Here is a 21,866-nt window from a genome sequence, read left to right as displayed (position 1 = left end):
TTGAGTTACACTATTTTATTATGGCATTCAAAACGGAAATAATTACTGGCGACCGGAGTGGCCAAAACCACCTTCACCGCGTTCACTGCTTTCAAAGTCTTCAACAATATTGAATTCGGCCTGCACCACTGGTACGAAAACCATTTGGGCAATACGCTCACCGGGTTCAACAACAAATGGCGTTTGACCACGGTTCCAGACGGAGACCATCAGTTGCCCCTGATAGTCAGAGTCAATTAAGCCAACCAGATTGCCCAATACCACACCATGCTTATGACCAAGGCCCGAACGAGGCAAGATCACCGCAGCAAGTGAAGGATCGGCAATATGAATTGCCAGACCGGTTGGTAATAGCTGAGTTTCTCCCGGATTCAATGTAATTGCAGCGTCCAGACAGGCGCGCAGGTCTAACCCGGCTGAGCCAACGGTTGCATAGGTTGGCAGTGGAAAGGTACCGCCAATACGGGGATCCAGAATTTTTACGTCAATTTTTTTCATCATAACGTTTGACTATCTCGTCCATCAGTTTTTGACCAAGCGAAGATTTGTCACTCAGGGGCAGACTCATTTCGCCGTTTGACCAGTACAGGTGTAATGCATTGGTATCGCTGTTAAAACCTTGACCAGACAGCGAGACATTATTCGCGCAAATTAGATCAAGATTTTTGCGGGCCAGTTTGAGCCGCGCGTATTCTTCCACATTCTGGGTTTCAGCCGCAAATCCTACAACAAAAGGGCGGTTAACGGTCATCGCCGCTACCTCTGCGACAATGTCGGGATTTTTTACCATTTTTAATACTAAATCGTCGCCCTGTTTTTTAATTTTCTCATCGGCGATATGTTCAGCACGGTAGTCGGCAACGGCAGCACAGGCAATAAAAATGTTTTGTGACCCCGCCAACTGCATAACCGCTTCTCGCATTTCCAACGCGCTGGTGACATTAATGCGAGTAACGTTCACAGGAGTGGGTAATTGGACCGGACCACTGATCAGCGTGACAGAAGCGCCTCGCTCAGCAGCGGCTTTTGCAATAGCATAACCCATTTTTCCGGAGCTGTGGTTGCTGATAAAGCGAACGGGGTCCAGCGCTTCCCGGGTTGGGCCTGCGGTAAGCATGATGTTGATGCCAGCAAGATCCTGAACGGGATTAAAAAAATCGACACAGTGTTTAACAATGCAAAGCGGATCCAGCATTCTTCCCGGACCCACATCACCACAGGCTTGTGAACCACTGTCAGGCCCCCATACAAGAAGATTGCGCGAGGCTAAAACCTGTAAATTATGTTGAGTTGCCTGAGCCCGATACATTTGCTGATTCATAGCAGGAACCACCGCAATAGGAGCGCTGGTAGCCAGACAGATAGTAGTCAGTAAGTCATTTGCCATTCCGGCAGTCATGCGGGCCAGTACATCTGCTGTGGCGGGAGCAATAACCACTAAGTCTGCCCATTTTCCCAGCTCTATGTGGCCCATTGAGGCCTCAGCCGCAGGATCGAGCAAATCATCAGCAACAGGATAACCAGAAACTGCCTGCAGAGTGAGTGGGGTAATAAATGCTTTTGCCGCTGTCGTCATGACAACGCGTACGTCTGCCCCCTGATCTTTCAGGCGGCGTACAATTTCCGGGCATTTATAAGCGGCAATACCACCACTAATACCCAGCACAATTTTTTTACCATTCAACATTGCCATGATAACTGCCCTATAGATTGTCAGGTGCATTGCCCCTGATGATTAAAAGCGTGTTGCAGATTTTATCATAACCCCGTCGAAGGAGAGCTATCTGTCTGAAGCAACTTTGTATCGCTAACACGGCAGATTAACCGACAGCATGTTTCTGCTGTATGAATACCTTTATATATCAATGTCGACGAGATGAGTATAAAACGAACACCTTTTACTGATTATATATACAGTGATTGTAAGATGCTATAACAAAAAATCATAACCGTTTTATCTGTTCTGAGTCTCGTTTATCGTCTTTTTAATGCGGTATTGATTAATGATTTGTGCGATATCACCAGAATAAATGGTAACAGAATGCTCTTTGCTATTTCATTTTTGGAGATTTATTCCAGAAACCGTTTTTCAGGTTCGCATCTCTTGTTCTCTACTACCAGAATACCGATAACGGGAGGATGAGATGACAAATATGGCGTTAAAGGTATGGAGCGATCAAGGTGCTCCCAGAGAGAAACTACTACAAAATGGTGCGGCATCACTTTCTGATGATGAGCTGTTGGCTATTTTTTTACGTACGGGAATGTCCGGAGTTCATGTACTGGATTTTGCCCGACAATTATTAAAAGAATTTGGTTCTTTATATGGGTTGATATCCGCAGATTACGTCAGGTTTTGTGATGTTCGGGGGTTGGGGCTGGCCAAATATTCTCAGCTGCAAGCATCTGTTGAACTCTCCCGACGTTTTTTAGGGCATCAACTGGCTAAAGAGTGTTCAATTAATAATCCACAAATTACCCGACGTTATTTGCAAAGCTTACTGGCTCAACGGGATCGGGAAATTTTTATTGTGATGTTTTTGAATAACCAGAATAGGGTGCTTTATCATAAGGAGATGTTCACCGGCACGCTAAATAGCGTTGAGGTGCATCCCAGAGAGATTGTGCGCGAGGCGTTAAAATCAAATGCAGCGGCGGTCATATTAGCGCATAATCACCCCTCCGGAATGGCAGAACCCAGTCAGGCAGATCGTTACGTCACTGAAAAAGTGCGGGAAGCCTGCTTGTTACTGGATATTCAAGTGCTTGATCACATTGTTATCGGGCGTGGAGAGTACGTTTCATTCGCTGAAAGAGGATGGATTTAAGGTATTTTTTGTGATCTTATGGGATCTTTGTCCGTTCAGTACTTGAGCCCTGCCGGCTAAGGGCGTATACTACGCCACCTTTGAGGATCACGGATGTGGTATGAGAGCCTATCTCAGCAGGTTCCGACCTGACTTAACGTCTCATCTCGGCTGAATTTGCTGAGATTGGCTCTAAGGCCTGACGAGGCAGCCAACATCCTAACGAAGCTCGAGCTGATTTGATTTTTGGAGAATTTTGACATGTCACGAGTCTGCCAAGTTACCGGCAAGCGCCCAATGAGTGGTAACAACCGCTCTCACGCACTGAATGCGACTAAGCGTCGTTTTCTGCCTAACCTGCACTCACATCGTTTTTGGATTGAGAGTGAAAAGCGCTTTGTAACTTTGCGCGTATCTGCTAAAGGTATGCGTGTAATTGATAAAAAGGGTATCGATGCGGTGTTAGCCGATCTTCGTGCCCGCGGTGAGAAGTTTTAAGGAACTGAACCATGGCTAAAGGTATTCGCGAGAAGATCAAGCTGGTTTCTTCAGCTGGTACAGGTCACTACTATACCACCACGAAGAACAAGCGTACTAAGCCGGAAAAATTGGAATTAAAGAAATTTGATCCAGTTGTCCGCCAACACGTTCTGTACAAAGAAGCTAAAATTAAGTAATTTTATTTTCGTTGTATAACGTATATCAAAACCCGACTCCGGTCGGGTTTTTTATTGCCTGAAGATTATTTGTCGATGAAATTTCGGGTAACTTTATGCTATGCCCGCTTATGTGTATGATCGGCGTTTTGTGGCATAAAAGTAAAAACAGGAAGGTAGCCAATGCCAGAATTACCGGAAATAGAAACCAGTCGTCGCGGAATAGAACCCTATATGGTTGGACATCATATTGTCAAAGCCGTTGTCCGCCAGCCTAAATTGCGTTGGCCAGTTTCCGGGCAAATTATGACATTAGAGAATGCACCTGTTATAAGCGTTCAGCGACGAGCCAAATACCTGTTGATTGAACTACCTGACGGCTGGATTATTGGTCACTTGGGGATGTCGGGTAGCGTCAGAATTCTGCCAGAATTTATTGAACCAGGTAAACATGACCATGTGGATTTCATTCTGTCCACTGGACAAGTGTTGCGTTATACCGATCCAAGACGTTTTGGAGCCTGGTTATGGGAAGAAGATCTGGCCACCAGTAATGTACTTAAGCATTTGGGGCCGGAGCCATTGAGCGATGCATTTAATGGAGATTATCTGCTTACTCGTTCACGTAACAAAAAGACGCTTATCAAGCCGTGGCTGATGGATAATAAATTGGTGGTTGGTGTGGGCAATATCTATGCCAGCGAATCACTGTTCGAAGCGAAAATATTGCCACAACGCCCGGCGGGTTCATTAACGGAATCTGAAGCACAGAGACTGGCTTTAACGATCAAGAAAGTTTTGCAGCGATCCATTGAACAAGGGGGGACAACCCTGAAGGATTTTCTACAGGCTGACGGCAAACCTGGCTATTTTGCTCAGGAGCTACAAGTTTATGGCCGTGCAGGAGAACCGTGCAAAACTTGTGGTACGTTGATTGAAAGTGAAAAGCACGGGCAGAGAACGACCTTTTTCTGTCGTCACTGCCAGCGTTAATCAGCCCAATTTTTTCAGCAAAGCTTCTGCAACCACGGGCGGTAAAAAGGAACTTACATCGCCACCGTGGCGGGCAACTTCTTTTACCAGAGAAGAGGAGACGAATGACCATTTTTCTGAAGGCATTAGAAAAATACTTTCTAAATCAGCCATAAGGTGACGGTTCATACTGGCAAGCTGAAGCTCATACTCAAAATCAGATATTGCTCGTAATCCACGAATCAGGACATTGGCTTTTTGTTTTTGAGCAAAATGCGCCATTAACTCACCAAATCCAACAACCTCAACGCTGGGAAGATGAGCAGTAACGGCTTTGGCTAGTTCAACTCGTTCCTCCAGAGAGAAAAGCGTGTTTTTACCGGGGCTGCGGGCAATGGCAAGTACCAGATGGTCAAACATATTCACGCTGCGGGTGATGATATCCAAATGACCATTGGTCATCGGATCAAAGGTACCCGGATAGATAGCTTTAGTGAATTCAGCTCTGCGTAATGTCATTTGCTGATGTTCTCCTGTTGGTGGATTGCCCAGAGTGCTGCATATTTATTAAATGTATATTGAGCATTAATGCATGCAAGAAGAAAACCGTGTTTTCCATCCATAAAACCGCGTCGCAATAGCCACGTTTTAAAAAATGCCCCAGCAGAATGAGTCACTGCAGAGAACATCGATGCCCTTTTTCCTCGCTGGTAGCTTTGCGTGGCCCAGCTTTCTGCATAGTTAAACTGCTTTCTCTGAAAGACAAAATAATCCCGGCAGGTTAAATGCAACAGGTCGCCATTTAGGGGGATAACCTGAGCATCACCATAATCTACCGATTCGTGAACCAGGTTATTGTTATAGCGATAAAGACTATTTTGATAGAGCCGAATAACGCGATCGGGATACCAACCACTGTGGCGCATAAATCGGCCTAAAAAGTAATTGCGACGTGGACAGCTATATACCTGTTCAGGATGATGAGCTTCACTATGAACAATTTGTTCGATAGATGTGCGTAGCTCTGGTGTTATACGCTCATCGGCATCAATCATAAAAATGTAATCGCCACTGGCATGACTTTGAGCTATCTGACGCTGTTTGCCATAGCCCAGCCACTCTAAGTGAGAGAAAATTTTGGCATCATGCTGTTGTGCGATTTGCAGGGTGCTGTCCGTACTACCGCTATCCAGCAAAATAATCTCATCAGCCCATTGGGCTGACTGCAGGCAATCAGCCAACAGTTCGGCTTCATTTTTTGCAATTATTACCACCGAAAGACGTTTTTTATCCACGAATTAATGGCTCCGGGCAGGTAAATAGGGTTCTAAAAGCGTCAGGAGTTTTTCCAGCGCTCCCTGATTTTGCAGCAGTACATTGACGGCCCTTTGCCCGCGATAGCTGCGGTACTCTTCATCCGTCAGTAGAGGCTCAATGGCATCTGCTAAAGAGTCTGCATCTTTAATGGTTATCAGACCTTCGGCCTGCTCCAGCTTGTTACAGATATCTTTAAAGTTGAAAATATGAGGCCCCATTAATACCGGTATGGCATGTGCTGCTGGCTCCAGCGGATTATGACCACCGCGTTCCACCAGACTACCACCAACAAAAGCCAGGTCAGCAATACCATATAACAACATGAGTTCTCCCATGGTATCGCCTATTACTACCTGAGTATCTGCTGTTGGTACATCGCCACTGCTACGGGTTATAAATTTCATTCCGGCCTGAGATGTCAATTGCTGAGCAACCGGGAAGCGCTCCGGATGGCGAGGAACCAGAATCAGTAAAAGGTCAGGGAAGCGTTTGAGAAGGTTGGCATGGGCTGCCAGTAGGATCTCCTCTTCTCCATCATGTGTACTGGCCGCAATCCAAACCGGGCGATGAGGTGCCCACTGACGCCTTAAGCTCAACGCTCTGGCGGAAAGTTCTGGGGTAACGGAAATATCAAATTTGAGGCTACCGGTTACGGCTAAATGTGAACGTTTCAGACCCAGTTGAATGAATCTTTCCCCATCTTCCTGATTCTGAGCGGCAATTAGTGTGATCTTTTTTAGCATGGTTCGTATGGTATTACCTAGCTTACTGTAGCCATTTGCCGAGCGTTCTGACAGGCGAGCATTGGCGATAACCAAAGGAATATGACGCTTATGCAATTGATGGATTAAATTTGGCCAAAGTTCGGTTTCCATAATAATAACTAACTTTGGCCTGACCTGATTCAGGAAGCGGTTCACTGAACCCGGCAAATCATAAGGAAGGTAAACATGATGAACATCGTCGCCAAATGCGGACAATACGCGCTCTGAGCCGGTTGGCGTCATTGTAGTTACGGTAATCGGCAATGTTGGGTAACGGTAACGTAATGCCCTGACCAAAGGGATTGCTGTTAATGTTTCACCCACGGAAACAGAATGCAGCATAATGCCATCTGGTTTAACTTTGCCTTTGCAAAATCCATATCGTTCTGCCCAGCGCTTTCGATAGGCTGGCGCTTTACGGCCACGCAGAAACAGGCGAAGCCATATCAGAGGTTGTAGTAAGTACAGCAGAAATGAGTAAATCAACCGCAACATAATATATCCACAATTACCGAACGCCGTATGGCGTTTGGTAATATTTTAAACTGATTAATCGTTCGCGAGAGCGAGGTACTTTGAACTGGTTGGAATAATACCATAGTCCAGAAGTGGTTTTTCTTCTATTGTTGGTGGCTGATTTGTCACTGAAATGATCTTTTTCGCTAAATCATCCTCATTTAATGCAGACAAACCAACTGCTAAATTGCCAGTGAGTATACTTGCAGGCCCTCCCGGACAGTCAGTACTGACCACAGGAGTACCGCAGATGAGAGCCTCAACTAAGACATTACCAAAGCCTTCGCTGTCTGAACTCAGTATCAGCGTCTTAGCATGTTTGATATAAGGATATGGGTTAGAACAAAAGCCCATGAATATCACTCTATTTTCAATATTGAGTGTTTTTGCCAGATTTTTCAGTTTGTCAGTATATTCATTACTACCTTTACCAATTAATACTAAGGGATAAGGAAGCTGAGTTTTTGCATAGGCTTTTAGCAGTCGATCATGGCGCTTATTGGGATGTAAGCGTCCAACGTGTATCAGGTAATCAGTTCCGGCCAGTTCGCAAGGTTCTGAAGCAAGAGAACGGATTGCATCAATATCAAATGGGTTAGCAATGTGCGCCGTTTTTTTCGGAGTGATATCAAATTGTTGAATCAAATCGTCGAGAGCTGACTGGGAAACCCCAACAATATTTTTATGTTGGTAAACGCGGCTGATTTTCTGCTTTTTCAACCAACGGCTGAAACCCTGCTTGTTTCCCAAATAGGAAGCAGAAAAGACACCATGAATACAAAACCAGACTTGTGACCAGTTGAGGTTCCGGCACTGGCTGACAATACGGTCCGTTTTATGCAGATTAGAAAACACTAAATCGAATTGACCATCTCTGTTTTGACGATCGATGATTTCTCTATCGAGCTGCCGGGCACGGCGATTAATTTCAGTCAGTTTTCGCCAGAAAACACGGGTATTATCAGGCAGCACGGTATATTCAATACCTGCCGGAATTGGATAATCACAGACATCACGTAAAGAGATTAATGAAACCTGGTGTCCCAGGTTTTTAATCCCTTCGGCCAGCGTTAGTACCACTTTTTCGGCACCGCCGCCGGGAAGTCCATCAATAATAAATAGAATTCTCATTTAGTTACTCATCAGGCGTTGATACAGACTCACTAATTGCTGTGAAAGCAGACTGGCATTTTGATGCAGTACTCTTTCTCTGGCTGCCTGCCCCATTGAAGAACCCAATGCATGCTGCGGTAATTCGTTAATCGCCGTTGTTAGCGCATGAATATCCAATGCATCACAAACAAAGCCATTGGACCCTGACTCAATGAATTCCGCACCACCGCAGGTATTGCTGGTGATAACCGGTAATCCGCAAGCCATAGCCTCTAAAATGACATTAGGAAAAGGATCGTATAATGACGGTAGTAATAGGCCATCGGCTATCTGGTAATAAGGTAATACGTTATTTTGTACGCCAACAAAATGTACACGATTTTGACAGCCTAAACTGGTCGCCAGATTCTTATAGCGCTTTTCTTCTTTATCTTTGCCGACAACCATTAAATGACGCTGAGTAGGCGCAATTGCTCTGATAGCTGCTTCTAATCCCTTGCGCTCAAAACCCGAACCGACATAAATCAGACAAGAAACGTTGGCTTCGATATTTAACTGTGTACGGATTTGGTGTCTCTGTTGTTCATCTACAGGAATAAAGCGCTGACTATCAATAGCGTTATAGATAACGTTAATTTTATCTTCAGGTACGCCAAAATCCTCCATGATCTCTTGTTTAATCATGTTTGCATTACAGATAACGGCGCGCAGTTCTGGAGCAGAGTACATCTCTTTCTCTGCGTTCATAACGTAGCGATGATAGCGATCGTTAAACAGGAATTTTTGGCGCCAGGCGGGCAGTATTCTGGCTCGTTGCTGTAGCCAGCGCTGATGAACACCATCACCTGCCCGGTAAATATCACAACCCGGAATGCGTTCATGGCTTTGGACTAAATCAAAATTTTCTTTCTGCCAAATTTGCCGTGCAGCCTGGGCAAATCCTCTTTCTCTACTGATCCTTCCCCATTTGGTTGGATTACAGTGAAAAATGTGCCAGTCAGGATTTTGCTCGCCTTGCCATTCCCGTGTGATGACATTCAGTGAAAGGTTATGATCTTTTAACGCCTCCAATGCTCGGGAGATAAAGCGTTCAGCGCCGCCATCCGGACGATACTTTTGCCGGACAATAGCAAGACGGATTGGATTCATACCGGTATTCCTTGCGAAAAAGAGGACTTATGGTCATCAATTGCGTCAGTATAACATCACTTTAGCGATCGATCGTGTTAGTCGATATGAGTAAAATTTAGCCATAGAGCAGACTTCATTTGCACCTGTTGACCAGAGTGAGTAGCATAAGTTTATCTACGGTATAGAAGAGAAGAAGTTTGTTATATGGTACAGAAACCTGCTTTCCTGATTTCTATTGATACTGAAGGCGATAATCTTTGGGTTAATACCAGGAATATTTCTACGCACAATGCTAACTATTTGGGGCGATTCCAGCAATTGTGTGAGAAATATGGTTTTAAACCCACTTACCTGACAAACTATGAAATGGCAGTTTCTCCTAATTATATTGCGTTTGCCAAAGAGGTTATTGCTGGTAAACAAGGGGAAATTGGCATGCATCTTCATGCCTGGAATAGTCCGCCTCTTTACGCTTTGACTGAGGATGACGATCGTTATAAACCCTACCTGATTGAGTATCCTGAAGAGGTTATGCGAGAGAAAGTGATCGTTATGACCAATCTATTGGAAGATACCTTTAGTATTAAGATGGTAAGTCATCGTGCGGGACGTTGGGCTTTTAATGAACAATATGCTCAGCTATTGCATGAGTTTGGCTATCTGGTTGATTGTTCTGTTACCCCTTATGTTGACTGGAGTATGGTAAAAGGTAATCCACAAGCTGAAGGGGGAACGAATTACAGTCGATTCCCCGATAGCGCTTACTTTATGGATCTGAGCGATATTTCTAAACCAGGAACCTCCAGTTTACTGCAGGTACCGATGAGTACGCGTTTAAAATATGGTTCTTTACAAAATTCTTTTAAGCAATTTTATGATGGCTTGCGTGGTAAAAAACGACCACCGTCAACCCGATGGCTGCGCCCAAAAGGTAATAATGTTGAAGAAATGAAGCACGTTGCTCAGCAATGCCTGAACGAAGGCCGAAATTATGTAGAATTTATGCTTCATTCTTCAGAGTTTATGCCGGGAGGAAGCCCAACGTTTAAAGATGAAGCTTCTATAGAGCAATTGTATCGTGATCTTGAAGAGTTATTTGTATGGCTGAGTGAACGTACTCAGGGAATGACCATGGCAGAATTTTATCAATCTGAAATTCAAATTAAGAGTTAGTACGTAGATAGGGCTACAGGAATAGTTAACCTGATTATTTCTTGGGTTTACATTGTCTATATCTTAATCGTGAGAGTATTCTGTCTACGTGAAGAAATCTCATTCGAAGATAAGTGCGAAGGTTGATATGCCTTCTGTCGCAATATGATAAGAACTCTTTGATTTCCTGAATAGTTGTGTCGTTATAATTATAATAACCGTATATTTTTTTATACATCTTGCGAACTTCCTGAACAAAATTAACGATCATATAGGTGGTTAATTCTTTCAACTGTTCGTCATTTTCTTGATGGGTCTCTTTGAGATAACGGACCATTTTTTTTACGGAAAGAGAAATATCCTGTATATCTTCTGCCCTGATATTACGCGTAATACTATTAGGGTTATCTCTGTATAAATAAAGCGAATGATCTAAATGTAGTATTTTTTGGGCTTTCAGATACAGATAGGGGGTATACAGCATATCTTCATAACGCTTGCCTACTTCAAAATATTCCGCTGTAGCCAATTCTCTTTTGATTACTCGGGTCCAGACATGCCAGGCTGAAGTTTTGAACGTTTGCGCCAGATTATATTCAGATGTGCTTTGGTATGAGTTAGGATGAGATAAAATCTTAATCTCGTTATTATTCTGATAAAAACGATCGTATTTAAAATCTATCAAATCATATTGTTCAGAAACAATTAGTGGTTCAATCACAGACCAATAGTTGTTTCTTAGCAAGTCGTCAGAATCAATAAAAGTAATGTAGTTACCTTCAGCAAGATCCAGACCGGCATTTCTGGCAGCGGATACCCCGGCATTACTTCGACATTGATATATTATATTTTGATTATGATATGAAGAAAGAAAATCATTAATCGCACGGTCGGATTGATCGCTGGAACCATCATTAATAATAATGATTTGAACTTTATCGGCAGGAGTTTGCTCAGTGACGGATAAAAGACACTGAGCAATGAACTCTTCGCTGTTATAGCAAGGGATGATGACGCTAAGTATAAAGTTATTCTTTTTCATGATTAACGACATTATTTGTAGAATTATTGATCAATATGCTAATAACAAGGCACAAGATAAATGTTATGGTAAATTCCTTGCTGAAGAATAAAACGTCACTGATTCCATAAACGATAGTGCTTAATATTACGCTTAATGTCATAATATTCAGATGTGGACGCATAGAACCATATATTATTGATATATAAAAAAATAATAAAATAATTGTTCCAAATGTTCCTTTGAGAGAGAAGGTATCAATTACTTCATTATGTAGGTGAATATTTACATATTGGTTTGCGCCATATAGTGTTTTATCTAATGTAACTATTTGCATGACTCTTTCAGCTCTGTCTTCTGCCGATTGACCTAATGGTGAATCAACTCCTGATTTCAGACCGACAATAGCCATTGCAAACCGGGCTCCAACAGATGTGTCACTATTATTTTTTTGGTATTGAGACCAATCATTAGTTATATCATGATAACGGCTAGTTAGTTTATCTTTGAAGATAAATCCACATGCTATAATAATTATGATAAAAACCCCGGAGGCTTTTATAACGGTAGCTTTAGATATATTTTTATTGATTACTATACTCAATAATGAGATTAATGGGAAAAACAGGATAGCAGCTCTGGTCTGAGTCAAAATGATAGCAGTGAAGCCCATCATAAACAGGAAGAAAGACAGGTAAAACTTTGACTTATGCTTTGTTTCCAGAATTGCAGATAACCCTAATGAACTAATTATACTGATAATATAAGCGGCAATAGTTGCTTTTTCTGTACCTAATTCAGCTCTAACATGTCCTAGTTTAAAGTGTTGATAATAAACACAAAAATCCATTATTAGTGAAATTATTACCACTGCGCTAATAAGAGTATTGTTTTTTTGCTTACTATCTGAAATAAATAAGTATAAAAATGCAGATAATATTAAAATCTTACCAATATTCATAAATACAGAATATATTGGACTGTAATTCTCTGCGGGCTTATAAATTATTACCCATAATATATTTGCTAGTCCAAACAGTAAAATGCTCGAAGCAACTAAAAGATTTTGTTTTTTAAATGAGTGTTTAGCATAAATACATTTGACTAGTATACCAATGATAGATAAGTAACCACATGCATAGAAAATTTTGCGTCCAACAGGAATATCCAATGGGACCATCAATAATGACAATAAACAGCCAATAGCAATAACAAATGTGGCAATATCGTTTAACTTACTCATTTTTATGTCAATTTCTTTCATTTTTCGCTATAGACAACAGGGAATTATCTAATTCCTCTCTAAATTTATCGTGTTGAAATTTATCATTAACATACTGAAATGCATTACTTCGGTATTCCTGATAGTGTTTTTTTACTATGTCTTCAACAGCATCAGCACATTCAATGTGCGATAAGACAAGAGCATCAGATAAACAATCATTTATCGGGTCATAGATCTGATAAGGAAAATCAACGTTAATTTGCGTTTGATCATAATGCGTTTGCGGTGTAATGCAAGGAATTAACCCCGTACCGCAGTAACCATGCTTAATTACTTCAGGTTGCCCATCGATCATCGGGAATACGACCGGAACACCATAATATAGCGCCTCCATACAGGATAAACCGAACGGTTCAGTCACTGGTGTACTCATGTAGATCTGAATATTGTTAAAGAAGTCTGAAAGATCCTGTTTAAAACCTAAAAATTCAATGTGATTATTCAATCCCAGCCGGGATACTAAATCTCGCAGGTTTTGTTCTTCAGGACCTTTTCCTGCAATATGAAATTTCACATTCATACCGCGCTTAACAAGCTCAGCCATCATCAGAATGGAGACGCTGACTCCCTTAAGACCAACTAATCGCGAGGCTGTACCAATATGGATACATTCACCAATTGTTTTTGAGTTATGGTCGATATTTGGGGGAGGTAAAATTCGGTCTACGACAACATCGATTGGGCAAGGTAAATTGAATCTTAGCTGTAAAACACGTTTAGAGGCATTAGAGGCGGATATACAGCCACTTAACATAGAAAAAAAACGGAGTGTCTTTTCATTATGTTTGTATCGCCATGAACAGCCGTGATCGTAGTAGATCATCTTACCTTTTGATGGTTTACCCGGCAGGCTGGGAACCAAATCCCAGACAATAACCAGATCGGCATTAGCTTGTTCAATTTTTCTTTTCAGAATGTACTTTCGGATAAATGAAGGGTACTTCAGTTTTGAGCCAGAAAAACCTGAAGAAATCCGATTAGCAAAATTAATATTTCTATTTTTTAACTGAGTAAATATCTCTTCGCCAATGTGATCTCCAATGCAGAGAATTTCGTCATTTTTTGCGTTGTCACTGTTGATATACTCAATAAAAAGTCGCTCGACACCACCCATTTTACCTAAATTGATAACATGCAGTGTTTTCATTCCATAAACCTTTTTAGTTCTTCTTGTACTGAAGATGCCGTCAGCGATAACAAGTTTTTATCAGAGGCGCATAGTTCACTCTGATTTTTTCCATATCCCCCAATCAACCCTGGATCTGTTGGTCCATACAGGGTGATATTGGGGCGGTCCAGTGCAGCAGTAAGATGGCTCAGTCCGGTATCGACAGAAACAACGGCTCTAGCTCCGGCCAACACATTTGCGATTTCTTCTAGGGATAGTTTAGGTAAAACTTCAACATGTTGAAAGCCTTTCGCTAAACGTTTTGCTCTTTCGTGTTCATGAGGAGCCCCCCAAGGGAGCTTAATTTTGAATCCAGAGTCTGTGGTAAGAGCAATTAACTCACGCCAATGTTGTTCTGGCCAATGTTTATCGTCACGGGTTGTGGCATGAAGAAAAACCAAATAGCTATTTGCATCAGCAGGAGGAGTTGCCAGAAAACGCCGGGCAATACCATAATCACCTTTTCTGTCTGGCATTGGATAGCCAAGGCTTTGGGCAAACAGTTGTCGGGTTCGCTCAACGGCGTGCTGATTTTTAGGTATCGAATGTTTTACATCATAGAACCAGCTGGCCAGTGGTTCTCTGGCACTATGGCTATCTTGCCCGTGTTTGGTACCTCTGGCTTTTCGAGTAATCAGAAAAGCGCTCTTGATTAGCCCTTGTGCATCAATGACAGCGTCGTAATGGCGTTGTTGTAATTGGGCAATAAATGTGGTTCTTTCCTTACGGGTATCGGCACTAAACCAGGACTTTCGCCAGCGGCGTATGGCTACAGGAATAACTTGATCAATCGCGCTATGCCAGTCAGGGATCTGTGCAAATCCTTCTTCTACTACCCAATCAAATTGAATATTTGGGATCGCATTTTGCGCATCGGTGAGGGCAGGCAGGGTATGCAAGACATCTCCCATTGAAGAAGTTTTGACTATCAGAACCCTCATTATTGGCTCTCCTTACTGACTAGCAGTAATTGGAGTTCAGCTAAAACCTGTTCTGGTTGGATATCAATTAAACTCTGATGGTAACCCTGTTGAGCGTCGCCTTTGCGTATTTTATGGTAACCGGTAATCAGGCGGATCACTTTGACATCACGTGTGAGTGGCGGTGTGAAATCCGGGCTGCTTGGGCCATAAAGGGCAACTAACGGTCTATTGAGTGCTGCGGCAATGTGCATTAATCCTGAGTCGTTACTGACAACGGCGTTACAGGCGGCTATCAGAATGACGGCTTGCTCCAGTTTGGTACTGCCAGCAAGATTATGGCAATGGGGTTGTAGTTCAGCCGGAAGTGCATGAACGATCTCTTCCCCAGCCTCCCGGTCTTTCTCTGAACCAAACAGCACAATTTGGTATCCCTGTTGAATCAGGCTATTAGCCAGAGATGCATAATGATAATGAGGCCAGCGCTTTGCCGGACCAAATTCAGCACCGGGGCAAAACCCGATAACAGGCCGACTATGAGTAAGATTGAATTCGGCAGTTGTTGTTTCAATCTCGGCCTGACTAACCTGAAGCTGAGGCCAGAGAATGGGTTGAGGAATATCCTCTGCACGTGAAATACGCTGTTTGTTATAGGCTAAAGCTACGTAACGTTGAACCATCAGGGGGAAGGCGGCTTTATCTAATACGCGAAGGTCGTTTAGCAGACCGTATCGCATCTCTCCACGCCATCCGGTGCGGATGGGAATTCGCGCAAAAAAAGGAACTAAAGCAGATTTAAATGAGTTTGGCAGAACAATCGCTTGCTGATATTGCTCCAGGCGTAATTGTTTACCTAGTTGGTGACGTTCTCCAATAGCCAAAGCTCCATGACCTAAGGGCATTGGTAACGCTTTACTGACTTCAGGCATTCGGGCTAATAGCGGACGGCACCAGGCTGGCGCCATTACATCTATTTCCACTGCCGGGTTTTCTGCCTTTAAAGTACGATAAAGGCTTTGTGACATCATCATATCACCGACCCAGGATGGCCCGATAATCAGCGTTTTCATGCTTAATTCTGCTCCAGTTGTAAAACGACACGGCTACTGCATAGTTAAAATAAAAGCCCGGGGTTATTAACACAGGGCTTTTATTGAGTGACTGTGTTATTTCAACTTTATGATTTATCCCGATTCAACCAGGTCATATATTCTGCCACGCCTTCAGCAACAGTTTTGAAAGGTAGATCATAACCTGTTGCTTTCAATTTAGTAAGATCGGCCTGAGTATAGGATTGATAACGACCTTTTAAATGTTCAGGGAAGGGAATGTATTCAACATGCCCTTTTTTATGGAAAGCCAGTACTGCATCTGCAACTTCCTGGAAGGATTCGGAGCGACCGGTTCCACAGTTAAAGATACCTGAGGTGCCATTTTTCCAGAACCAAAGGTTCATATTGGCTACGTCACCGACATAGATAAAATCGCGTTTAAATTGCTCGCTACCTGAAAATAGCTTTGGATTCTCACCTTTATTTATTTGATTATTCAGATGAAAAGCGACGCTGGCCATGCTGCCTTTATGATTTTCTCGTGGGCCATACACGTTGAAATAACGGAATCCACAAATCTGAGATTCGGCCTGAGGCAAAATTTGGCGGACATATTGGTCAAACAGGAACTTTGAATAACCATATACGTTCAGAGGCTGCTCAAATTGACGGTCTTCAATAAAGTTATCGCTACGCCCGCCGTAGGTGGCAGCAGATGATGCATAGAGGAATGGAATATGGCGATCCAGACAGAAGTGAAGCAGATCTTTAGAGTATTGATAGTTATTATCCATCATATACTTGCCATCCCACTCGGTGGTGGAGGAGCAGGCACCCTGGTGGAAAACTGCATCAATATCGCCTAAATCATCACCGGCCAGAATATGGGCAAGGAAATCTTCCTTATCAATATAATCAGCAATTTCTAAATCAACCAGATTGGCGAATTTAGTACCATCTTTCAGGTTATCTACCACCAGAATGTCCTGATATCCGGTATCGTTTAATGCTTTGATAATATTGCTGCCGATAAGTCCAGCACCGCCGGTTACGATAATCATGGTTTCACCATTTGTTCCAAGGTAAATTTATTAGGATGCTGTTTGTGTTAAACAACGCCCAGCGTTATTTTATGCCGAATGTATCAATATGGCTATCTGGCTGGTAGACACTGGATATTATCCTCAGTTCCATTGCAGATAATTAATGCTTCTTATCATCGTGTTGATACCAGGCTTTCAGGTATTTCATAAAGCTATAAGCGACAGCATAAGTTCCGGTAACAACGCCAACTTTGCCATCTTTCCAACCATTTTTGAAAATATACCATTTCCAGAAAGAGCCAAAAGCGCTAAACAGTCCCCTGGCCAGAGAGGGCTTAACCCGCTTATATTTAACCAGTCGGGTGGTATATCCATTCAATTTATTAAACACTTCATGAATAGAGAAAAAGGTATCGTGCTTAACAAATCCGGCGATCACAGCGGTATTTTTGTAACCTTCAGCTGCATCATCAACCGGGCGGCTGTTAAAACCTACATATTCACGATTAAATAATCTAACCGGATAATCTGGTGAGGTGACAGGATAAATATTGTGGACTTCTTTGCCTAAAACAAACCAGTGACGAGAGATACGAAACGCCATATCGGGCGCTGGCATACTACCGTTCTTAATTTTCTTTATCTCTTCAACAGTTTTCTGGTCGATGATTTCATCGCTGTCCATGCAAAGCACCCATTGATTGCTTACTAATGAGATTGCATAGTTCATCTGCTCACCATGTGTGGTATAGGCTCGATAAACAGGCGTTACACCAAACTGCTGACAGATATCCAGAGTTTCATCACTGCTTCCTGAATCTACAATAATTAACTCATCGGCGATTTCTTTCAGGGGCAAAAGTACATCTTTTAGTAATCGTGCGGAATTAAATGTAAGTACGCACACTGATAAAGGAAACATAACCTGACCGCCATTAGACTCAAAAAATAAATAGTAACGTAGCCGCTATTTTTGTTCAATTAAGGATAATTCATACGCTTAGATACCGTTCTCTCATGGGCGATTTGGGGCCGATGGTAATGAGGATGCGGCAATTTGTGGCGCGACACTACAATAGGTTAGATAAGAGTAGATTGACCATATTGCTGGCGATGTTCCAAAAATATTTTTGATAGTGCTATAAGTGGCTTGTGGATTGATTTTTTCAATCGATTCCGGTGCCGGACAGCGATGAGTCAGATTGACAGGGAGCGCCACTGGTTTTTCCGGTGTCTTCACTTCAACCGGTTTAGGTTCATGAGATGGATAAGTTCGATGTGGCGCAGATGGTAACAAGTGGCTGACAGGTACTAATACCACGTCTGGCGGCAGCTGTGGGAGCATCTGCTGCAATACGCTAATGGTAGAAGGATGAGGGTGGCCAATAGCGATAGCCGATCCATTCTTTTGTGCCATTTTTACTGCCAGATTAAATTGCTTTCTTACTGCCGCTTCGCTTTGGTCATCATCCAGAAAGACTTTTCTTTTGACTACCTGAACAGAAGTGCCTTCTGCTGCCTGTGTTGATTTGGTGCTGCCAATGGTCACACTATCGAGAAAATAGAGTTGATAGTGGCTAAGGGTTTTCATTACCAGTTGCATAGCACCTAAATCAGAAGTCATAGCGCTACCCATATGGTTATTCATGCCTTTTGCATGGGGAACGTTGCGTATTGCCTGAGCAACAATACGCCGTATTTCCTCTACACTCATGCCTGGACGTAGTGTGTCCCGCTCCAGAGGCTGTTTACTTATTGGGGCCATTGGCATATGGATGAGGATTTCATGCCCTGATTGATAGGCTTTTTGCGCCATTTCCTTAGATAACGGTGCATTGGGTAATACGGCAACGGAAATGGCTGCCGGCATTTTTAGTATCTGTTCTTCGTTATGTTTACGATAACCAAAGTCATCGATAACAATCGCCAGTCGGGCAGGGGCGGCTGAGAGTGTAAAACTCAGGCAGAGTAAGCCGAGTACAGGATGGATAAGATGTTTTAATGAAGTCACTACTATTTTCCAAGCCATGGTTGTGGGTTAACTGCCTGTCCCTGACGGCGAATTTCAAAGTACAGCGAAGGTTCTCCCTGACCGCCACTGGTACCAACCAGTGCAATTGGTTGACCGGCTTTAACCTGACTGCCAACGCTAACAAGAGCACTCTGGTTATAGCCATACAGGCTCATGTCGCTTTTACCATGTTCGACAACCACAACCAGACCATAGCCCTGCAACCAGTCAGCCAGCAATACCCGACCATCTGCAATGGCCCGAACTTCACTGCCTTCTGGTGCGTTAATAACCATACCTTTCCAGCGAAGCTCACCTTGCAAAGCCTCACCAAATCGATGGCTTATTTGCCCTCTGACAGGCCACAATGCCTGAGCTGCCGGGCGACCGAGCCCACCAGTACGAGCCATTAAAGAACGCTCTTCTTCAGTTGCTTTATACACTGAACCTGATTTTTGAGCCTGTTGTTGGCGTGCTCTTAGTTTTTCTGCTTCTTTTTGTTCACGAGCGGCTCGAGCTTTGGCTTCCCGTTCCGCTTTGGCTATTTGATCTCTTAACCGGGATTCGTTTTTCTTCAGTTCAGCCAGCTTTTGCTGATCGGCCTGAATGGAAACATCCAGTTCACTTAAGGTCTTTTTACGAGCCTGACGTGCGGATTCCAGTTTTGTCTGTTCGTCTTTTTGCTGACCAAGCAGGCTTTTCTGTTCAACCTGTTTTGTTTGTAATTTTGTTTTTTCCTGTTTCAGGTCAGTTTGTGTTTCTTTGAGTTCATCAATAGTTTTTTGGCGAGCCTGATTCAGGTAGCCATAATACGCGAGAATTCTTTCGCTACGTTGACTCTCTTCACTTTCCAGAATGAGCTGAAGTTCGGAGCTTTTTCCCAGCCGAAAGGCGGCGTCTAACTGTTTCGCCAGATAATCCTGCTGGGTATTTTGTTGTTTTTGCAGCCGTTTTATATTGCTGTTAAGGGTACCTATTTCACTACCTAAGGTATTCAGTGCTCCCTGAGTTTTTCGCAATATCAGGCTGGATTGAGCAATGGATTTCTCCTGCTCTTTAAGCTGGACATTAAGGTCTTCACGTTGTTTTTGCTGTAGCTTGACGTTTTTTTCTTTTTCAGCGATGTCCTGCAGAACGGAATTGAGCTGTTGCTTATTATTTTCGTCAGCGTAGCCAGGATAAGAATAAAGAAGTGCGCCAACACAGAGTAGGCTGGCGCAAATAACACTCAAACTGAAACGGTGGGTCGATACACTGAGTGCAGAGTCCTGTTTTGGTATCCGCACAATCGACCCCCTGATAGCTTGTGAATAGTGAAAAAAAATCGCTTCCTTCATGGAAGGCGATTATTTCACGATGAACAGCGGCTTACCAGTCATCTCTTGTGGAATTTCCATTCCCATCAGGCTGAGCATGGTTGGTGCCAGATCGGACAGCTTACCACCTTCGACCACTTGTGCTGACTTCCCTACATAAATCAATGGCACTGGCAGGCTGGTATGTGCTGTATGGGCTTGACCTGTTGCCGGATCGCGCATCTGCTCAGCATTACCGTGATCGGCAGTAACCAGTAATTGTCCACCTACTTTTTCAACGGCAGCAACCACTTGACCAACACAAGCATCCAGCGTTTCTACCGCTTTAATTGCTGCTTCGTATACACCGGTATGACCAACCATATCACCGTTAGGGTAGTTACAAATAATGGCGTCATATTTACCGCTTTCGATAGCTGCAACTAACTTTTCGGTCAGTTCTGCGGAACTCATTTCTGGTTGTAAATCGTAGGTCGCAACCTTAGGAGAGTTCACCAGAATACGGTCTTCACCGGTAAATGGATCTTCTACGCCACCGTTATAGAAAAAGGTGACGTGAGCATATTTCTCGGTTTCAGAGATGCGTAGCTGAGTTTTATCGTGCTTCATCAACCACTCGCCAAAGGTGTTGGTGAGTGAATCTGGTGGATAAGCACATGCCGCTTTAATATCAGCTGCGTATTCAGTCAGCATTACAAACTCGCTGAACTTGACCACTTTATTACGTTTAAATCCGTCAAAGTCAGGATTGATAAAGGTACGAGTGATTTGACGAGCACGGTCAGCGCGGAAATTCATAAAAATTAACGCATCACCATCCTGCATAGCGGCAGAAGGTTCGCCTGCTTTTTGGATAACCGTCGGTTTAACAAACTCATCGTTTTCATCACGGCTGTATGCCGCCTGTAATCCTGAAACTGCATCTTCTGCAGTGAACTCACCTTTGGCATCAGTCATCAGGTCATAGGCTAACTGTACACGATCCCAGCGGTTATCGCGGTCCATTGCATAGTAACGGCCTACGATAGAAGCGATACGACCACAGCCCAGTTTCTCAAACTCGTGGGTGAATCGTTTCAGTGTTGATTGCGCACTACGGGGCGGGGTGTCACGACCATCCAGGAATGCATGCAGATAAACGGCTTTTGCGCCACGCTTTGCTGCTAACTCAATCATGGCCAGAATATGGTCTTCATGACTGTGAACGCCACCAGGGGACATCAATCCCATAATGTGCACGGCTTTATTGGCTGCAACGGCTTTATCAACGGCGGAAGTTAATACCTGATTAGTAAAGAAATCACCTTCTTTAATCTCTTTGTCCAGACGAGTAAGATCCTGATAAACAATGCGTCCTGCACCCAGATTCACGTGACCAACTTCTGAGTTACCCATTTGACCATCAGGTAAACCTACATCCAGACCAGAAGCGGCGATCAGCGTATGTGGGTAGTTCTTCCACAGGCTGTCCATTACTGGCTTTTTAGCATTAATAATAGCGTTATCCTGTTGCTCTTCCCGATAGCCATAACCATCAAGAATCACCAGAACCATGGGTTTTTTTGTGCTCGACATTCAAATAACCTCGTAAATAACATTGAAATTTGCGGTATTCATTTCAT

Annotated in this window: 22 protein-coding genes; 5 read left to right on the top strand and 17 right to left on the bottom strand. The window is 43.3% G+C overall.

All coding sequences use genetic code 11. The features are described from left to right. Positions 1 to 42: 42 nt before the first annotated feature. Together dut and coaBC are read right to left on the bottom strand one after the other, a co-directional pair. A complete protein-coding gene (dut, locus tag GOL65_RS12115) occupies positions 43 to 501 on the bottom strand; it encodes a dUTP diphosphatase (protein ID WP_140918994.1) in 459 nt (152 codons plus the stop codon). Then, on the bottom strand, positions 485 to 1,693 hold the full coding sequence (gene coaBC, locus GOL65_RS12110; RefSeq protein ID WP_140918993.1) for a bifunctional phosphopantothenoylcysteine decarboxylase/phosphopantothenate--cysteine ligase CoaBC: 1,209 nt from the start codon (positions 1,691 to 1,693) through the stop codon (positions 485 to 487). Before coaBC ends, dut begins: the two co-directional genes overlap by 17 nt. Before the next feature lie 451 nt (positions 1,694 to 2,144). Here coaBC and radC point away from each other — a divergent pair, with 451 nt between their 5' ends. From radC to mutM, 4 genes are all read left to right on the top strand, one after another. Further along, on the top strand, positions 2,145 to 2,828 hold the full coding sequence (radC, locus tag GOL65_RS12105) for a RadC family protein (protein ID WP_179038329.1): 684 nt from the start codon (positions 2,145 to 2,147) through the stop codon (positions 2,826 to 2,828). Positions 2,829 to 3,068: 240 nt separating this feature from the next. Further along, the gene (gene rpmB, locus GOL65_RS12100; protein WP_108900751.1) at positions 3,069 to 3,305 is read left to right on the top strand and encodes a 50S ribosomal protein L28; all 237 of its coding nucleotides are present in this window, start codon (positions 3,069 to 3,071) and stop codon (positions 3,303 to 3,305) included. A gap of 11 nt (positions 3,306 to 3,316) precedes the next feature. Further along, entirely contained in the window at positions 3,317 to 3,484 is a 168-nt protein-coding gene (gene rpmG / locus GOL65_RS12095; RefSeq protein WP_029093261.1) for a 50S ribosomal protein L33, read from the top strand. Positions 3,485 to 3,646: 162 nt separating this feature from the next. Continuing rightward, positions 3,647 to 4,456, top strand: coding sequence for a bifunctional DNA-formamidopyrimidine glycosylase/DNA-(apurinic or apyrimidinic site) lyase (gene mutM, locus GOL65_RS12090; RefSeq protein WP_140918992.1), 810 nt, complete (start codon positions 3,647 to 3,649; stop codon positions 4,454 to 4,456). On the opposite strand, the gene coaD is transcribed toward mutM, so the two are convergent. The 5 genes from coaD to GOL65_RS12065 are packed head-to-tail and all read right to left on the bottom strand — an operon-like array spanning position 4,457 to position 9,294. Continuing rightward, positions 4,457 to 4,954, bottom strand: a complete 498-nt coding sequence (gene coaD, locus GOL65_RS12085) for a pantetheine-phosphate adenylyltransferase (protein ID WP_130593306.1) — start codon at positions 4,952 to 4,954, stop codon at positions 4,457 to 4,459. It lies immediately after the preceding gene. After that, positions 4,951 to 5,730 carry a glycosyltransferase family 2 protein gene (locus GOL65_RS12080; RefSeq protein WP_140918991.1) on the bottom strand — a complete coding sequence of 260 codons (780 nt, stop codon included), beginning with the start codon at positions 5,728 to 5,730 and terminating at the stop codon, positions 4,951 to 4,953. Before GOL65_RS12080 ends, coaD begins: the two co-directional genes overlap by 4 nt. Before the next feature lie 3 nt (positions 5,731 to 5,733). Then, complete coding sequence (gene waaA / locus GOL65_RS12075; RefSeq protein WP_140918990.1) at positions 5,734 to 7,011, bottom strand: lipid IV(A) 3-deoxy-D-manno-octulosonic acid transferase; 1,278 nt, start codon at positions 7,009 to 7,011, stop codon at positions 5,734 to 5,736. Positions 7,012 to 7,065: 54 nt separating this feature from the next. Next, positions 7,066 to 8,163, bottom strand: a complete 1,098-nt coding sequence (locus tag GOL65_RS12070; protein ID WP_140918989.1) for a glycosyltransferase — start codon at positions 8,161 to 8,163, stop codon at positions 7,066 to 7,068. Then, on the bottom strand, positions 8,164 to 9,294 hold the full coding sequence (locus GOL65_RS12065; RefSeq protein WP_140918988.1) for a glycosyltransferase family 4 protein: 1,131 nt from the start codon (positions 9,292 to 9,294) through the stop codon (positions 8,164 to 8,166). Between the two features lie 186 nt (positions 9,295 to 9,480). Between GOL65_RS12065 and GOL65_RS12060 the strand changes: the two genes are divergently transcribed. After that, positions 9,481 to 10,449 (top strand): polysaccharide deacetylase family protein, encoded by a 969-nt coding sequence (locus tag GOL65_RS12060; RefSeq protein WP_140918987.1) that lies wholly within the window; start codon positions 9,481 to 9,483, stop codon positions 10,447 to 10,449. Between the two features lie 34 nt (positions 10,450 to 10,483). Here GOL65_RS12060 and GOL65_RS12055 read toward each other — a convergent pair whose 3' ends face one another. The 10 genes from GOL65_RS12055 to gpmM all read right to left on the bottom strand — a co-directional run bounded on the left by GOL65_RS12055 (position 10,484) and on the right by gpmM (position 21,819). Beyond that, the gene (locus tag GOL65_RS12055; RefSeq protein WP_179038328.1) at positions 10,484 to 11,470 is read right to left on the bottom strand and encodes a glycosyltransferase; all 987 of its coding nucleotides are present in this window, start codon (positions 11,468 to 11,470) and stop codon (positions 10,484 to 10,486) included. After that, positions 11,457 to 12,692, bottom strand: coding sequence for an O-antigen ligase family protein (locus GOL65_RS12050; protein ID WP_218652028.1), 1,236 nt, complete (start codon positions 12,690 to 12,692; stop codon positions 11,457 to 11,459). Before GOL65_RS12050 ends, GOL65_RS12055 begins: the two co-directional genes overlap by 14 nt. Before the next feature lie 7 nt (positions 12,693 to 12,699). Then, positions 12,700 to 13,881, bottom strand: a complete 1,182-nt coding sequence (locus GOL65_RS12045) for a glycosyltransferase (protein WP_140918984.1) — start codon at positions 13,879 to 13,881, stop codon at positions 12,700 to 12,702. Beyond that, the gene (gene rfaC, locus GOL65_RS12040; protein WP_140918983.1) at positions 13,878 to 14,843 is read right to left on the bottom strand and encodes a lipopolysaccharide heptosyltransferase RfaC; all 966 of its coding nucleotides are present in this window, start codon (positions 14,841 to 14,843) and stop codon (positions 13,878 to 13,880) included. The genes GOL65_RS12045 and rfaC overlap by 4 nt, the downstream gene beginning before the upstream one ends. Further along, positions 14,843 to 15,892 (bottom strand): ADP-heptose--LPS heptosyltransferase RfaF, encoded by a 1,050-nt coding sequence (gene rfaF / locus GOL65_RS12035; RefSeq protein WP_140918982.1) that lies wholly within the window; start codon positions 15,890 to 15,892, stop codon positions 14,843 to 14,845. Before rfaF ends, rfaC begins: the two co-directional genes overlap by 1 nt. Positions 15,893 to 15,999: 107 nt before the next feature. Then, positions 16,000 to 16,935 carry an ADP-glyceromanno-heptose 6-epimerase gene (gene rfaD / locus GOL65_RS12030; protein WP_140918981.1) on the bottom strand — a complete coding sequence of 312 codons (936 nt, stop codon included), beginning with the start codon at positions 16,933 to 16,935 and terminating at the stop codon, positions 16,000 to 16,002. 142 nt (positions 16,936 to 17,077) lie between these two features. After that, the gene (locus GOL65_RS12025) at positions 17,078 to 17,839 is read right to left on the bottom strand and encodes a glycosyltransferase family 2 protein (protein WP_140918980.1); all 762 of its coding nucleotides are present in this window, start codon (positions 17,837 to 17,839) and stop codon (positions 17,078 to 17,080) included. 93 nt (positions 17,840 to 17,932) lie between these two features. Beyond that, positions 17,933 to 18,946, bottom strand: coding sequence for a divergent polysaccharide deacetylase family protein (locus GOL65_RS12020; RefSeq protein ID WP_140918979.1), 1,014 nt, complete (start codon positions 18,944 to 18,946; stop codon positions 17,933 to 17,935). Continuing rightward, the gene (gene envC / locus GOL65_RS12015) at positions 18,931 to 20,265 is read right to left on the bottom strand and encodes a murein hydrolase activator EnvC (protein ID WP_179038327.1); all 1,335 of its coding nucleotides are present in this window, start codon (positions 20,263 to 20,265) and stop codon (positions 18,931 to 18,933) included. Before envC ends, GOL65_RS12020 begins: the two co-directional genes overlap by 16 nt. A gap of 9 nt (positions 20,266 to 20,274) precedes the next feature. Continuing rightward, a complete protein-coding gene (gene gpmM, locus GOL65_RS12010) occupies positions 20,275 to 21,819 on the bottom strand; it encodes a 2,3-bisphosphoglycerate-independent phosphoglycerate mutase (RefSeq protein ID WP_140918977.1) in 1,545 nt (514 codons plus the stop codon). Positions 21,820 to 21,866: the final 47 nt, after the last annotated feature.

Origin of the sequence: Limnobaculum xujianqingii, assembly GCF_013394855.1 — a bacterium.
GTDB lineage: Bacteria > Pseudomonadota > Gammaproteobacteria > Enterobacterales > Enterobacteriaceae > Limnobaculum > Limnobaculum xujianqingii.
This window is presented reverse-complemented; position numbering and strand designations above follow the sequence as displayed.